Consider the following 15,876-nt stretch of genomic DNA (forward strand, 5'->3'; position numbering starts at 1 on the left):
TATTATTCTCCTAACTCTGACATTCTTTGTCTGATAAATTGAGCAGAATTATTGGATAAACTCTGAGTGGACAAAGCCGTTTTATATGCTAATTTTGCTTTTTCGAATTGGCTATCACGATCAAGTTCAACACCGAGTCCCATCCACCACTTACCTTGATGAGGCTCTAAATTAACGAGCTGACGATAAGCTAAAATAGCACTATCTGAATTACCCACCATTTGTGCCGTATTTGCTAGCAACACTTGATACTCTACATGTTGAGCGGTAGCGAAACCATTTAATACATATAGCGCTTCTTTATTGTTGTTTTGATTTAATAAAATACGCGCTTTCATTAATCTGAAATCTATATCATCAGGATATATATCCATTCCTTGAGATAGTAAATTTAATGCTGGGCGGTAAAGTTTACGACCAAACCATAATGCCGATAGCTGTTTTCGAGCATCGTTATGGTCTGGCTGAATAAGCAAGACCTCTTCAAATAATTTTTCAGCTTTCGTCACTTCATTATCGGTTATTGCACGCTCAGCTTTTTGTAACTTATTTTGCACAACACGCTCTGCAGATAAATGACTGCGAGATATACTTAATGAAGCTTGCTTCTGTTGTGGTGCGGGTGTTTCAGTTGCTGGTTCTATCTTACGTTGATAATTCATATTATCGTTTAATGGTGTAATAACCATATTTTCTTTTTCACTGACCAACTGAAATGATTTAAGCGATTCCGTCTGAGTTTTAGCTACAGGTGCTTGGTAGGCAATATCCGCGGCTTGTTTAATTTCTGGTTTAGCTGTCAGTTCAGTTGTTGAAACCGTTTTTTGTTCAGTGACTTTTTTGGCTGTTTCAATTGACGTTACTTCAATAGTGTCTTTAAGCGATTTTTGAACATTAAAAGCAAGCTCTGGCTTTATGTTTTGTTGCTCACTCGGTAAAGTCTTTGCCTGTATATTTTCAACTGAATTTCTTTGTGTATCTTCAACAACAGATTGTGAATTGTCATAAACCGATTGTTTTAATGTTTGATTCTCAGAATATAAACTCCAGCCATAAATACCGCCTATATTAATTAAAATAATGAGTAATATGATCAACATTATTTTAACTTTAGACAAAGCTGCAGGTTGCCCTTGTGATACAGATACATTTGAATTATTGCCTTGAGGATCGTTTCTCTCCTCTAGCTCTTTTAGCATTTGATTAATAACACTCACGCTTGATGTCTCCAAAATAAATAAGCGCTAACCACACCTGCAATAAGTAATGTACTTGTGAAGATCCACATAAAATTTATAGTAGACAAAGATGTATCTTCTGTATCATCGATGGCTGCTTTCAAATGTTTTGTATTAATTTGATAATGTCCTTGCCCATAAGTTAGCATTAACATTTTATGGCATAAAATGTTAACTAACCTTGGAATACCTTGCGTTGCTTTAGCTATTTTTTTACAAAGGTTTGTATTAAACAAAGTGGCCCCTTTGTAGCCTGCAACATGTAATCGATGCTCAATGTAGCGCTCAACTTCACTACTCGTCATGGCTCTTAATTTGTAGGCAAAGGTTATTCTTTGGCGTAGCTGTCTAAAGTTTTTTTGGCTTAAGCGCTCATCTAATTCGGGTTGAGCAAATAACACCACTTGTAAAAGCTTTCTCGTTTCCGTTTCTAAATTAGTAAATAATCGTAGAGCTTCTAAGCTTTCTTCAGGTAACGCTTGAGCTTCATCTAATATAAGAACGACTGAGCGACCTTCTTTATGTAAATCAATAACCTTTTGCTGAATACGTTGTGTAAGCAGTTGAACTGACATGCGTTGTGCTTGTTTTACACCTAATTCAATTGCAACAGCGCGTCTTAATTCATCAGGTTTCAAATAAGGGTCTGGAATGTATGCGGTAACAAAATGCTCAGGAATTTCGTTTAATAGTTTTCTGCATAATAAGGTTTTCCCCGTACCTACTTCACCAATCACTTTGATGAAACCTTCACCTGTTTTAAGTGCTGTAAGTAAAACAGCTAAAGCCTCGTTGTGAGGCTCTAGTCCTAAAAAAAAGTTAGTGTTTGGTGTTAGTGTGAAAGGTAACTCACGTAAACCAAAATGGTACAGATACATTACTTTTACTGTTCGCTATTTGTTTTTTCAACTTCTTCAGGGAACCATTGTTTTAACAAAGCTCTAGCGTCCTGCAATTGTGTTTTCCATGTATTTTGATCAACCACTATAGGTTTAAGCATAATGATTAATTCTTTCTTCTGAGTCGTTTCACTTTTACTCTTAAATAATTCACCTAAAAATGGGATATCACCAAGTAACGGTGTTTTAGATTCCATATCCACTTTACGTGATTCAATTAAACCACCTATAACAACTATTTCACCTGATTTAGCACGAATAATAGTGTCTGATTCACGAACACTACTTTGTGCTAATGGTAGTGAATAAGTATCATCGCCTATTCTAATAGTTTTAGTTTGCTCATCAGTAAGGGTTACTGATGGGTGAACATGTAATATAACTTCACCGTTTTTATCAATTTGTGGAGTAACGTCTAATGCTATACCCGAAAAGAATGGCGTTAATTGTATTTCAGGTGTGGTAGTTGTTGCAGTACCTGTTGTGGTGGTTGATGATATTTCTGTAACGAAGTACTCATCTTCACCTACTTTAATAACCGCTTTTTGATTGTTCGTTGCTGTAATACGAGGGCTTGATAAAACTTGAACATTACCTTGAGTAGACAATAATTCTATAACGCCCGAAAAGTCCGCATTAGTAAAACTCAATCCACTTATGCCACCAAGAGTCGCTGATATTGCATTACCAACAATATTACCTGTTGTTTGAAAAGCAAGATCTGTTGAGCCCACACTACCTAATACTTGGTCCCACTTAACCCCTTGTTGATAATCATCATTAAGGGTAACTTCCATAATTTTGGCTTCAATAATAACTTGTCTGCGTAAGTGCTCTTGAGAGTCACTTAAAAACTTCTTAACTGCAGCCAGTTCACTAGGTAACGCACGTACTGTTACTAATCCAGCCTGAGGAGAAACAATAACCGAACGCCCTCCACTATCTAAACCATTTTCACCCGAAACACCAATTAAAGAAGCTAAATTCTCTTTTAACTCTTCCCAGTAATTAGATTCATTGCTGGTATAGATATTAGTACCGCTGCTACTATTACTGCTTTGATTATTTTGGCTGTTATTATTTTGATTATTCGAACTATTGCTGTTGTTACTTGAATTACTGCCATTTGAAGAGCCACCCGAGTTAGGATCATTTTCTGAAACGCCACCTGAATTTACATTCATGCTTGAAGTACCACTACGAGACACAAAAAGGTAATCTAAAGGCATAGTTTCTGTACGCATACCGGCAGCATACACTTGAATAATATTACCTTGGCGGCGAATATCAAAACCATAAAGTTCTTCGATAACATCTAAAGTTTCTTGAATCGTAACTTCTTTTAAATGCAAGGTAATCGTACCTTCAACATCAGGATGTACGGCTATGCTATATGAAGAATCATCCACCAAGGCTGCAAAGAAGTCGCGTGCTTGTACATCACTTGCAGCAATCTCTAAGCGTTTTTCAGCTAACAAACCATTCTTTGCAGTTTGCATACTTTGCTGCATTAATTCTTGTTGAACCGAACTAGGTAATTGAGTTAATGGCTTAGGAGCTTTACGCTGAGTGGACTCTTCAATTGCTTTATCTAATTCATTATTGATCGCTGTTGGCGCATCTGGAACTGTTTGGCAACCAAATGTCGTTATAGATAAAAGGGAAATTAAACAGTTATTTAAACTCAATTTTGACAATTTCATATGATTGTTTCTTTTCATAGTTATTTAGTTACAATATTAGAAAACATTGATAATTTTATGCGCTCTTCGTCTAAGCGTAATATCACATGTGAAGCATTAACAATGATTAGCTCATGCTCACCAATGTAATCACCTAACTTCATTAACTTTCCACTTATAATTGCAGATTTATTTTTATCGCTATAAATAATAGTTTCTAGTGTTAGACTTTTTTTATTTTCTACTTTACTTACACTACTAGACCCAGATAAAGGCTTAGTAGGATCTATATCCTGTGCTTGGCTTTGTAGTGAAAAAGTGACTAATAGGGTCGTTAATAAAAATTTATACACCTATGAACTCCTCATTCACGCTTAAGCTATATAGTTCGATTTCAAGTTCACCTAATGGGTATTCTTTAATTTTGTAACGGAAGTCTTTCCAAAAGAATTTCCACGACATAGCTTCTAATTGAGTTAAGTAATCACGCAGTTGAAAATACTTACCTGTTAACTTAAGTCGAATACCGTGTTGATATAAATTTATCGTAGGCTCTGCTTCCGCACCGCCTTCTAATACGTTATCGGCTGTAACCTGTTCTTCTTTATTATTTTTATCAGCTAAATCACCATCTTTATTCATTAAAGGTTTGGCACCAAGTAATTCAAAAGAAATAAGTGAAACACCTTTTTGCACTCTAAGCATATCAAGTAGTGCAAAACGCATCTGAATAGGATCAATCAACTCAGAGGTCAATAATAATAACTTATCATCGACTTCTTTTACTTTAGCTTCATAAGATAATATTTGCTTATTTAATGTTTTATTAGGATCTAGAGTTAATGCTTCTTCAAAAATAGAGACTGATGATTTAATTGATTTATTTTCAGTAATTAAGCTTTTAGATTTTTTGTTAATATCTTCAGTTTGAATTAAGGACGAATCAATAAACAAACTAAAAGAGATAAATATTACAGCAACTAAACCTGTAAATAATATTAAGTACTGTTCTCTTGATGAGATGCTTTCAAACTTATCTGAATATTCTTGCCATTTACTCATCTTTTAAAGTCCCCAAATCACCTTTAGAGCTTACTGTAAATTCAATCACTTGATCGTCGTTCTCTTGCATCACAAAGTTAATAAAACGTTTACCTGACAAAAAGGTTGAATTCTCAAAGCCCGCTAACCAGGCAGGAACAGATTGTGGGTTTTTAGTTAAGCCTGAGAAAACCATAGCATCGTTATTGATACGAACTTCCGATAAGCTAATACCTTTATGATGATTTTGAGATAATTCTGTCATCGACTGTGCAAAACCCGCTACTTGAGTTTTTGTGGTATCGGTTAATTCTTGGTGTAATCGAGTTTTGTTATTTAATATTAAGGTCAGTAAGTCAATTTTGTTTTTTAGTTTATTGCTTGGTTTGTGTGCTTCTAAGTCATTTTCTAAACGAGCCATTTGCTCATTTAACATAGTTTTTTCACTTTTTAGCTGAGCATAACGTTCATCGGCTTTTAGTAACTGGTTTTGACTTAACAAAATCCAACCAATCATAGCAACAGTTACAACAGCCCAAACAATACAAACCCGCTTTAAAGACCATAATGGCTTTACTGGGATTAACTCAGGTCGAAGTAGGTTTATATTGTGCTTACCACTCATTACGTCTGTCATAGTTTAGCCTCCTCGCTTGATAGCATAGAAGCTCCAACAGAACATGGAAATTTACGGTATTGCTCAAAGCCTTCTGGCATCGATAAAAGGTTAACAGGCAGGTTAGTATTCTCTGATATTTTTCGAACTAAAAAGGCTTCGTTATCCATAGGTAAAATAACTTGAATTTCTTTGATCGGCGCTTGCTTTAATTGCCTTTCAAAATAATCGGTAGAACGCTGTATTTCCAAGCTCAACATGTCGACTGGACCCATAACAAGTTCTTCTTCAGTTTTATGCGAAATCTGAGCTAAGCCACGTATACGTCTTTGAAAGAAGATTTTACCTTGTTTAATAATTAATATTAAAAGGTCTTCATTAGCATGCTGACATACAAGTAGCGTAGCAACATCACTTTCAGGAATTAATTGTGCAAAGGCGAATTCGACTGTTGTAATTAAAGCCACATCTAATTGGTTTTTAGAAACCTGTTCAACAATGGCACTTAGTTCAGTAAGATCAGCGCACACAACATTAATTTTGGCGACATTATTCGATAACTGCGGACCATCAAAGTAATCTAAAACCATATTTTCAGGTTTAAACGGGACTAGGTCTTTCACATGCCATTTTAATGCGGCATTAATTTCAGTATCAGGCACATTAGGTTTATCTACTTGTACAATCTGATATTGGCCTGCAGATAAAACGATATGACAAAGTCCATTACCATCAACTTCATCAGCCAAAGCCGAAAATGAAGCAGATATATTTGGCTTAGCAATATTTTGACAAACGGGAGAGGCGTTTAATGGGCGATAGCAATAAGATAACGAATCAGGCTGTAAACTCACGCCTATAATATCGTTAGATTTATTTTTAGAAAATAGTTTATTAATTTTATGTATAAATGACATTTTTATATTTTTATTGTTTATTTATAACGAATTAACTAATTTCCATTATCCTCTATTCGTTAACTGGCGCAAGTTTTTAATAAACTTATTGCCTGACTTTAATAAAAGTTAAATTAACTACATAGAAAATAATTAAATTGATAATTTACGTATATTTCAAAAACCTACTGTTAACTGTAACGTAAATTTCTTAAATACGCAGATTTTTTCTGATAAAAATGGATTTTTTTGAAATTTTGGACATAAAAAAACCGTATTGTTATTCACAATACGGTTTTTAATTTAAGAACTAACTAAATAGTTTTTAAATTATGCTTCAGCGATAACAATGATTTTGATACTTGAATCAACATCATTATGTAAGTGAATTACGATATCGAATTCACCAGTTTCGCGTATAGAGCCTAATGGTAAACGTACTTCAGCTTTAACTACTGCAACACCAGCTTCTGAAATTGCATCAGCGATGTCACGAGTACCTATAGAACCGAATAATTTACCTTCTTCACCAGCTTTAGATGCGATAGTAACTTCAGCAAGTTCAGTTAACTTAACAGCACGAGCTTCAGCAGCTGTTAAAGTTTCAGCTAATTTAGCTTCTAATTCAGCGCGACGAGCTTCAAAGTGCTCAACGTTAGCTGAAGATGCAAATACTGCCTTACCTTTAGGTAATAAGTAGTTACGCGCGTAGCCAGACTTAACTGTTACCTTGTCACCAAGGCCGCCTAATTTGGCGATTTTATCAAGAAGGATTACTTCCATTTTCAAAACCCCTTTTTAGGTTACTTATGTAAATCTGTATATGGTAACAATGCTAAATAACGAGCACGCTTGATCGCTCGACCAAGTTGACGTTGATATTTAGCAGCTGTACCAGTAATACGGCTAGGAACGATTTTACCACTTTCAGTGATATAGTTTTTTAGTGTTGCAATATCTTTATAATCGATAGAAACAGCACCTTCTGCAGTAAAACGGCAGAACTTACGACGTCTAAAAAAACGAGACATGGATTTCTCCTAATTAATCATTTCAATCTGTTGAGCATGTAATACAAGAAGTGGATTACCATTTCTTGATTCGTGGCGGTTTATAAAACCAGTCACTTTGATATTACAGCCCTCAGTTAAATCACGAGTTAAGTTTTGCGACATATCACCTGTAGCAACTACTTGTATTCGAACAAACGCTTGTCTGTTCATACCTGCTTCGTTTTGAATAGAATGATGATCTATTGAAAACTGACAATGTTGAATACCTGCAGGGCTTGTTGATGTTTTTGGCCGTTTAACAACCGTTCCCACCAACACAAGGCAATTCTCTGTTAAAGAGACTGTCACTGTTACTTATTCTTCGCCAGCAGCTTCTTCAGTAGTAGCTTTCTCAGCAGTTTCTGCTTGAGCAGGCGCTTCTTCAGCAACATCTTTCTTAACTTCACGGCGATCTTCTTTAGCTACAGCCATAGCTGAAGCTTCAGTTACTGCAGCTTTAGTACGCATGATCATGTTACGAATAACAACATCGTTATAACGGAAAGAAGTTTCTAATTCATCAATAACTGATTGAGGCGCTTCAATGTTAATTAAAACATAGTGTGCTTTATGCAATTTATTGATTGGATATGCTAATTGACGACGACCCCAGTCTTCTAGACGGTGGATCTTGCCTTCAGCAGCATTGATCAAGTCAGTATAACGCTGGATCATACCAGGTACTTGTTCACTCTGATCAGGGTGAACCATAAATACGATTTCGTAATGACGCATTACGAGCTCCCTACGGTTGTAGCCTCTTACCTGGATCAGCCAACACCAGTATTGAGACAAGGAACAAAAATTAAGGCTGATTTAAGGACGCGTAGTGTAGGGAATTTAAGCAACAAAGGCAAGCTATTGTTATCAACATACTGCGTTAAACTGAATAAGGAGATAAAAGAGCTGTTTCATCTCTATTTATCCTTGTTGTTAACATAAAAGGATAATAAATATTTCTTATTAAAATCAATAGTTAAAAATAAAAAAATGCTACCTTTTAGAAATATAGCTTGGTGTTAAAAATAAAGAATTAAAAATTAAAAAAGCGGCATAAGCCGCTCATATTATCTTTAAAGATTGAAGTACAACAATAAGTAAAAAACATTCACTCTGTGTATTCATATCTATAAATCGTTAAGACAATCTCTGCCTAACAATTTCAAATAAGCATATGCCCGTCGCAACGGAGACATTCAAACTTGAGACACTTCCAGCCATAGGAAGTTTGACTATTTGATCACAGTTTTCGCGAGTCAAACGGCGCATACCCTTGCCTTCAGCACCCATAACAAGTGCCATAGCACCTTCAAACTTAACATCGTATAAGTTGATATCAGTTTCGCCAGCAGTTCCAACTATCCAAACACCTAAATCTTGTAGCTGTTTCATCGTTCTAGATAAGTTAGTCACTTGTACCAAAGGTACAGTGTCAGCAGCGCCAACAGCAACCTTTCTTACCGTTGCAGTAATACGTGCGGCATTATCTTTAGGAACAATAATAGCGTGTACGCCAGCAGCGTCAGCATTACGTAAACAAGCACCTAAGTTATGAGGATCGGTTACACCGTCTAATATTAAGAAAAATGGAAGTTCTTCTTTCTTATTAGCAGCTGCAACTATGTCATCAAGGTCAGACTCTGTATATATTTTACCTGCTTTTACACGGGCTAATACGCCTTGATGCTGCTCGCCTTCACTCTTCTCATCGAGTACTTTACGGTTCACTAACTGTGTAGGGATCCCGTATTTTCTAGCTAAATTGATAATAGGTTTTAAACGTTCGTCTTCACGACCTTTTAAAAACCATAACTCTATAAATAATTCAGGCGCTCTTTTAAGCATAGAATTAATTGCGTGAATACCAAATACTACTTCGTCTTGCTTTGCCATGTTTATTACTTATCTATTTATGTTTCAAATTTGTTTAACTAACGGTTAACTGTATCAACTATTTAACTTTTGAGCGGGCATTTTTACCAGGGCGTGGCTTCTTAACTTTTTTCTTTTTAGCCTTCGGTTTCTTTGCATCACCCGATACTGTGGCAGGAGTTCCTTTAGAGCCTTTAGCTCCTTTTTTAGCACCTGTATCACTCGCACTATTTTTCTTCATACCTTTACGAGGTGAGCGTGAACGTCGCTGATATTTCTCATCAACTACAACGCCATCAATCATTAGGTCTATTTTTTTCTCATCTAAATTAACGGCAGCAACCTTAACTTCAATGGCATCACCCACCTTGTATTTAGTTCCTGTATTTTCACCCGTTAAACACAACCTCACTTCGTCAAATCGATAATAATCACGACCGAGTGAGTTAATATGAATTAAGCCTTCAATACCTAAGTTAGCCAGCCTTACAAATAAGCCGAAATTCGTAACAGTTGATATAACACCATTAAAGCTATCGCCGATGTGGTCTTGCATAAACTCACATTTAAGCCAATCAGATACATCTCTTGTTGCATCATCAGCTCTGCGCTCTGTCATAGAACAATGCTCGCCAAGCTCAATCACTTGCTCTGAGGTGTAAGTATATTCACCATCATTAGCGCCAGTTAATTTCTTATCTGCTTGTTTCTCTAGAATCGCTTTAATAACACGATGTACAACAAGATCAGGGTAACGACGAATTGGAGAAGTAAAATGACTATATGATTCAAGTGCTAAACCAAAGTGACCTAAATTATCACTTTGATAAACCGCTTGCTTCATCGATCTTAGCAACATCGTTTGAATAAGTTCTTGATCAGGTCGATCAGCAATTCGTTTTAATATTTGTCCGTAATCAGCAGGCGTTGGTTCTTCTTTTGCTGGAGTTTCAATACCTAATTCTCGGATATAGGTAACGAAGTTATTGTATTTATCGCCACTTGGTTTTTCATGTACTCTGAATAAACCATGAGCTTTATGCTTTTCAATAAACTTAGCAGTAGAAACGTTCGCTAAAATCATACATTCTTCAATAATTTTATGCGCATCGTTACGTACAAGCGATTCGATAGAAGCAATTTTCTTATCGTCATTAAAAATGAACTTAGATTCTTCTGTTTCAAACGCGATAGCACCACGTTTTAAGCGTGAATCATTTAATGCTTGATACATACTATTTAGATTTTCTAAATCAGGTACTAATGCAGCATATTCAGCTTTAAGTGTTTCGTCACCATCAAGAATTGCAGCAACTTTTGTATAAGTAAAACGTGCATGAGAACGCATTACCGCTGAGTAAAATGTAGAATCGACTAGCTCACCTTGAGCATCAATCGACATTTCACATACCATACACAAACGATCTACATTTGGGTTTAATGAACATAAACCATTAGAAAGTTTTTCAGGTAGCATAGGGATAACTTGGCTTGGGAAGTAAACAGAGTTGCCTCTTGATATTGCTTCTTCATCTAACGCTGTTTTATCTCGAACATAGTAGCTAACATCTGCAATAGCGACCCATAATGTCCAACCACCCTTTTCGTTAGGACGACAATAAACCGCATCATCAAAATCTCGAGCATCTTCACCATCTATCGTAACTAATGGTAAATCTCTTAAGTCTTTCCTACAGGCTTTAGGCGCGTCTTCTACTTCATCAGAAAGTACACTGACTTCTTCCATAACTTCTGTAGAAAACTCATGAGGTAAATCATGCTCACGTAAAGCTATTTCAATTTCCATACCTGGAGCCATATGCTCACCAAGTACTTCAACTACTTTACCTACAGCATTAGCTCTTTTAGATGGACGTTGTGTTACTTCTGCAACAACCACTTGTCCGTGTCTTGCACCCATACGATCATCAGGCTGAATTAAAATATCTATTTTAATTCGAGCATCGTCAGGCTTCATGTAAACAATATGTTTTTCTACAAAGATTCGACCAACAACACCGCTCTTTCTAGGCTGGATCACATCTAAAATGCGAACTTCTTTTCTGCCCTTGCGATCGGTTCTATCAACTAGAATAGCTTCGACAATATCACCATGAATAACACGCTTCATTTCATGAGCGGATATGTATAAGTCTTTACCTGGCTTTTCACCTGGAGCTACATCAGGAATAAAGAATCCAAATCCATCTCTATGGCCAGTCACTCTACCCGTTAACACACTATCTTTAGGTGCAATCGCGTATTGTTTAAATTTATTAAATATTATTTGCCCGCTAGTTTCCATCGCACGTAAACGACGTTTCAAACCTACTTTATTATTTTCTTCGGTGTATTTGAAAGTTTTGAGTAGTGCATTGAAGGTAGGAGGAATTGGAGCATCTTGAATAACAGACAGAATAAGCTTCTCGGCTAGCAACAGGTTGCTCGTATTTTTCGGCTTCTCGTTTTGAAAAAGGGTCTTTTATGGTCACAGCGTAGTTTCAATAATATTTTTCTTCATTATACGCTATTGCTTTCATTATGCGAATTAATGAACTTAATTAAGTTTTGTCTTCAATTAAATCGCCACTATAATGTTTAGTTCTTATTAATGTATATTCGTTATATAACGTAAATATAGCCCATATAAAAGGAAGAATATGAAACTTAAACGATCTCTACTCGTTATAGCAATATCTACCGCTTTACTCTCTGCTTGTGCAGAAAATAAAGTCACACATAAAAATACTGATTCAAAAGAAATTAATGGTGAATCAAAAAATAATACTGAACAAATAACCTTAGCTTCTAAAAAAGCCAATGAGTTATTTGATACGATTTTTACGGAAGGTGTTAACCGTAGTCCAATGATGCAAACCTATCTTGGCATTAAAACAGATTATGATAAATGGAATGATATTTCTGAAGAAAACACATTAAAAGAACTCGCATTTTCAAAAGCTGATTTATTAAAAGTAAAAGCGATTGATATGAGCTTATTAGATACTCAAACTAAGCTTAGCCATCGTTTACTTGTACAAAAATTAGAGAATACAATTTCGGATCACAAATGGCGCTTCCATTCTTATCCTGTAAACCAAATGCGAGGTTTTCATGCACAAGTACCTTCATTTTTAATTAATCAGCACACAATCAGTAATGTTAAAGAAGCTAAAGATTATATCAGCCGTGTTCATCGAACTAAAAAACTCATGGCACAAGTAGTTGAGCAACTAAAAACTAGAGAAGCCAAAGGTATTATTGCACCTAAATTTGTTTTTAATCATGTAATTCGTGATTCAAACAACATATTAGTTGGTGCGCCTTTTACAGAGAGTAATGGGAAAAGTAGCACTTTATTAGAAGACTTTACTGGAAAAATAGAAAAATTAGATTTATCAGATGCTGAAAAATCTACTTTAATTTCTGAGCTTAACACAGCATTAATTACTGATTTGAAACCCGCATATGAAAAACTTATTTCATACATTACTGAGCTACAAAATAAAGCTGATACCCGAGATGGTGTGTGGAAATTCCCTGATGGTGATGCTTATTTCAATAATGCCTTACAACGCACAACCACAACAGAATTAACGTCTAATGAAATTCATAACATAGGATTAAGTGAAGTTGAACGTATTCATAATGAGATGCGTCTGATTATGAAAAAAGTTGATTTTAAAGGCGACTTGAATCAATTTTTTAACTTTATGCGAAATGACAAACAATTTTACTATGCGCAAAGTGAAACAGGAAAAACACAATATTTGAATGAAGCTGTGGCACTTATTGACGATATGGAAGGTCGATTAGATAGTTTATTTTTAACAAAGCCTAAAGCTAAATTGAAAGTTAAAGCGGTTGAAAGCTTCCGTGAAAAATCAGCAGGCAAAGCCTTTTATCAACAACCTGCTCCTGATGGTTCACGCCCAGGAATTTACTATGCAAACCTTTACGATATGGCAGCAATGCCAAGTTATCAAATGGCGGCATTAGCTTACCATGAAGGTATACCTGGTCATCACATGCAAATAGCTATAAAACAAGAATTAACAGATATTCCTAAGTTTAGAAAGTTTGGTGGTTATACTGCTTATACTGAAGGTTGGGGACTTTATTCAGAAATGATCCCAAAAGAAATAGGCTTATACCAAGACCCTTATTCGGACTTTGGACGTTTAGCCATGGAGTTATGGCGAGCTTGTAGATTAGTTGTAGATACAGGTATTCACAGTAAAAAATGGACTCGTGAACAAGGTATTGAATACTATGTAACCAATACTCCTAATGCTAAGTCTGATGCGGTTAAAATGGTAGAACGACATATTGTAATGCCATCACAAGCAACAGCTTATAAAATTGGCATGATGAAAATAATTGAATTACGAGAAAAGTCTAGAGCATTACTAGGTGATAAATTCGATATAAAAGAGTTTCATGACATTGTACTAAAAAATGGTCCTGTACCTTTAAATGTGCTGTCTGAGCTTGTTGATAGTTATATAGAAAGCAATAAAGCGTAATAATACTCAGAATAAAAACCGTGAGCTAATCACGTTTTTTTTTCAAAGAAAAATTCTCAAGGTAATAAATTCTAATATTCGGTAACTTTTGCCGCATTTACCACACGCTCAGGCATTTTATCGGCAAGCTTTAGTAAGAGTGTTGATATTTGCTTATGTACTTTTTTATCTTCTGTTACGGCACGATGAAGTTGAGAATACAACGCAGGGTAATCAAGTGGGCTACCAAAACCTTTATCGTATATTTCAGCCAATCTAATTTGTGCTCTTAAGTTTTTTAATGTTGCCGCTTCTTTTAAATAACGAATAGCTTTATCCATATCAACCTGAACAAATTTACCTATATGATAATAACGCCCTAGTTGCTCAAGCCCTTCTGCTAAACCTTGGTCAGCGGCTTCTTGCATGTAATAAAGTCCTAATTCAACGTCTTTTTTTACACATACACCATAAGCCAACATATCACCCCATAAAAAGATATAAGCTGGCATTTTAGATTTAGTTGCACGTGCTTCAATATCTTGAACCAGTTGGCATCCATCAAGAACAACTTGTCCTAAATGTTTATTTTCTTTTATGAGGTCGAGCAATTGATTGTCGGTATAAATTTGCACAACCTTTAAGGCTTCAGCAGATGACTGAAACGAAATAAATAAGCTTAAGAAAACGGAGAAATAAGAAAACTTCATATAAAAACCCATTAAATAAAAGTATAAAAAACTAAAAGTGTTACGTATTTTCTATTCATTAATACGATCAATTAATCACATTAGTTACTCGTTATCGGCCGTTAAATAAAAACATTAACCGCAACGTCCGATCTTTGACAATTAAGCCTTCATAAAATGCAGCAAGTTTAATACCATAAAATAGCAGCTAAGCTCTTGCACAAGAACAAGCTTCATATAACAATGCTTTAAGAGATAATAAGAAAAGAGTTGTGATGTCTGAATTAAAGCAATTAATTGAAAAGGCTAAAGCAAACGAAGCCATAGCAAAAAAGTTATTTGAGATTGAAACTGAAGTATTAGCATGTAATTCCAGTGACGAATTACTGCAACGTTTATTAAACTCCATTAAAGATAAGTTTAACTTAACCAACATTCGTTTGTTATTAGTAGATCCGACTCCTATTTCATTTTTAATGAATGAAAGTATTCAGTCTTATTGGTATCAGCAAAACACTACAGCGGTTAGCTATCCAGAACTCAAAGAGTTTCACCTTAATAACCGTCCTTTCCTTACTGACAATGTTGATGATTTATTGCATAGTATTCCGTCTAAAATATTAGAAGGCGGTCAATCTTTTGCTTTAACACCGCTCATTTTAGAAAATAAATTGTTTGGTAGCTTATTATTTACCGACACAGACAAAACTCGATTTACACCTAATTTAGGTACCTTTCATTTGGAGCAACTGGCAGTAAAAGTGAGTTTATGTTTATCCAATGTCCTCGCACGCGAGCAGCTAGAATATATAGCGAATTACGATAGATTAACAGGTGTCGCTAATCGTAGATTAATGGAGTCGTCAATTAGCGAAGAGCTTATACGTCAAAAAAGATACGGCGTTTCATTTGCTGTACTATTTATTGATTGTAATCGTTTCAAAAAGATTAATGATACCTATGGTCATGATTGTGGAGACCAAGTATTAGTTTATGTCGCGCAAACACTTAAACAGCTGATCAGAGAAAATGATCGTTGCTTCCGATACGCTGGAGATGAGTTTGTTGTTACGTTAGCAAGCCAAACGTATGATGAATCATTAGTTGCCGCCAGAAGGCTATGTAAATACTTTGTCGATCATCCAATGCAATACGAAGATAAAAGCCTACCAATTACCATTAGTTGTGGCTCTGCGGTCAGTGATGGCACGTTAACGATGCAAGAGTTATTAAAAAAAGCAGATCAACAATTATATTTAAGTAAGAAAATGACTGAGTTTGAAGATTAAAGAAGTGAGTGAGTTATTTTTGAATAAGATAAACGATAACTTTACATCAGCGTTAGTACTAAACTAATGATAAAGTTATCGTATTTAATTTACATTC

General features: G+C 35.4%; 15 protein-coding genes and 2 pseudogenes. 3 read left to right on the forward strand and 14 right to left on the reverse strand.

Going from position 1 to position 15,876, the window contains the following annotated elements; genetic code table 11:
• Positions 1–2: 2 nt before the first annotated feature.
• From ACPUVN_RS13760 to rnr, 13 genes and pseudogenes are all read right to left on the reverse strand, one after another.
• Entirely contained in the window at positions 3–1,217 is a 1,215-nt protein-coding gene (locus tag ACPUVN_RS13760) for a tetratricopeptide repeat protein (RefSeq protein WP_426359759.1), read from the reverse strand.
• Positions 1,214–2,116: an ExeA family protein gene (locus ACPUVN_RS13765; RefSeq protein ID WP_426359758.1), complete on the reverse strand. Its 903-nt coding sequence runs from the start codon at positions 2,114–2,116 to the stop codon at positions 1,214–1,216. Before ACPUVN_RS13765 ends, ACPUVN_RS13760 begins: the two co-directional genes overlap by 4 nt.
• Before the next feature lie 5 nt (positions 2,117–2,121).
• Positions 2,122–3,840: a pilus (MSHA type) biogenesis protein MshL gene (gene mshL / locus ACPUVN_RS13770; protein ID WP_426369261.1), complete on the reverse strand. Its 1,719-nt coding sequence runs from the start codon at positions 3,838–3,840 to the stop codon at positions 2,122–2,124.
• A 20-nt stretch (positions 3,841–3,860) separates the two neighbouring features.
• Positions 3,861–4,172, reverse strand: a complete 312-nt coding sequence (locus ACPUVN_RS13775) for a hypothetical protein (protein ID WP_426359757.1) — start codon at positions 4,170–4,172, stop codon at positions 3,861–3,863.
• Positions 4,165–4,881 (reverse strand): hypothetical protein, encoded by a 717-nt coding sequence (locus tag ACPUVN_RS13780; protein ID WP_426359756.1) that lies wholly within the window; start codon positions 4,879–4,881, stop codon positions 4,165–4,167. Before ACPUVN_RS13780 ends, ACPUVN_RS13775 begins: the two co-directional genes overlap by 8 nt.
• On the reverse strand, positions 4,874–5,497 hold the full coding sequence (locus ACPUVN_RS13785; protein ID WP_426359755.1) for a PilN domain-containing protein: 624 nt from the start codon (positions 5,495–5,497) through the stop codon (positions 4,874–4,876). The genes ACPUVN_RS13780 and ACPUVN_RS13785 overlap by 8 nt, the downstream gene beginning before the upstream one ends.
• Entirely contained in the window at positions 5,494–6,393 is a 900-nt protein-coding gene (locus ACPUVN_RS13790) for a hypothetical protein (RefSeq protein WP_426359754.1), read from the reverse strand. Before ACPUVN_RS13790 ends, ACPUVN_RS13785 begins: the two co-directional genes overlap by 4 nt.
• Before the next feature lie 309 nt (positions 6,394–6,702).
• Positions 6,703–7,155: a 50S ribosomal protein L9 gene (gene rplI / locus ACPUVN_RS13795; RefSeq protein ID WP_426369262.1), complete on the reverse strand. Its 453-nt coding sequence runs from the start codon at positions 7,153–7,155 to the stop codon at positions 6,703–6,705.
• Positions 7,156–7,175: 20 nt separating this feature from the next.
• Positions 7,176–7,403 carry a 30S ribosomal protein S18 gene (gene rpsR, locus ACPUVN_RS13800; protein ID WP_076417170.1) on the reverse strand — a complete coding sequence of 76 codons (228 nt, stop codon included), beginning with the start codon at positions 7,401–7,403 and terminating at the stop codon, positions 7,176–7,178.
• 9 nt (positions 7,404–7,412) lie between these two features.
• A complete protein-coding gene (gene priB, locus ACPUVN_RS13805; protein WP_426359752.1) occupies positions 7,413–7,733 on the reverse strand; it encodes a primosomal replication protein N in 321 nt (106 codons plus the stop codon).
• A gap of 6 nt (positions 7,734–7,739) precedes the next feature.
• Positions 7,740–8,159 (reverse strand): 30S ribosomal protein S6, encoded by a 420-nt coding sequence (gene rpsF / locus ACPUVN_RS13810; protein ID WP_426359751.1) that lies wholly within the window; start codon positions 8,157–8,159, stop codon positions 7,740–7,742.
• A gap of 402 nt (positions 8,160–8,561) precedes the next feature.
• Positions 8,562–9,317 carry a 23S rRNA (guanosine(2251)-2'-O)-methyltransferase RlmB gene (rlmB, locus tag ACPUVN_RS13815; protein ID WP_426359750.1) on the reverse strand — a complete coding sequence of 252 codons (756 nt, stop codon included), beginning with the start codon at positions 9,315–9,317 and terminating at the stop codon, positions 8,562–8,564.
• Positions 9,318–9,375: 58 nt separating this feature from the next.
• A pseudogene (gene rnr / locus ACPUVN_RS13820) lies at positions 9,376–11,788 on the reverse strand (ribonuclease R).
• Between the two features lie 168 nt (positions 11,789–11,956).
• Here rnr and ACPUVN_RS13825 point away from each other — a divergent pair.
• Positions 11,957–13,822, forward strand: a complete 1,866-nt coding sequence (locus ACPUVN_RS13825) for a DUF885 domain-containing protein (protein WP_426359748.1) — start codon at positions 11,957–11,959, stop codon at positions 13,820–13,822.
• 71 nt (positions 13,823–13,893) lie between these two features.
• On the opposite strand, the gene ACPUVN_RS13830 is transcribed toward ACPUVN_RS13825, so the two are convergent.
• Entirely contained in the window at positions 13,894–14,511 is a 618-nt protein-coding gene (locus ACPUVN_RS13830; protein ID WP_426359747.1) for a tetratricopeptide repeat protein, read from the reverse strand.
• Positions 14,512–14,753: 242 nt separating this feature from the next.
• Between ACPUVN_RS13830 and ACPUVN_RS13835 the strand changes: the two are divergent.
• Positions 14,754–15,245, forward strand: a pseudogene (locus ACPUVN_RS13835) (DUF484 family protein); the annotation flags it as partial.
• Between the two features lie 6 nt (positions 15,246–15,251).
• Positions 15,252–15,779 carry a GGDEF domain-containing protein gene (locus ACPUVN_RS13840; protein ID WP_426370572.1) on the forward strand — a complete coding sequence of 176 codons (528 nt, stop codon included), beginning with the start codon at positions 15,252–15,254 and terminating at the stop codon, positions 15,777–15,779.
• The last annotated feature ends 97 nt before the right edge of the window (positions 15,780–15,876 follow it).

This window comes from Pseudocolwellia antarctica (assembly GCF_049933045.1).
Lineage (GTDB): Bacteria > Pseudomonadota > Gammaproteobacteria > Enterobacterales > Alteromonadaceae > Pseudocolwellia.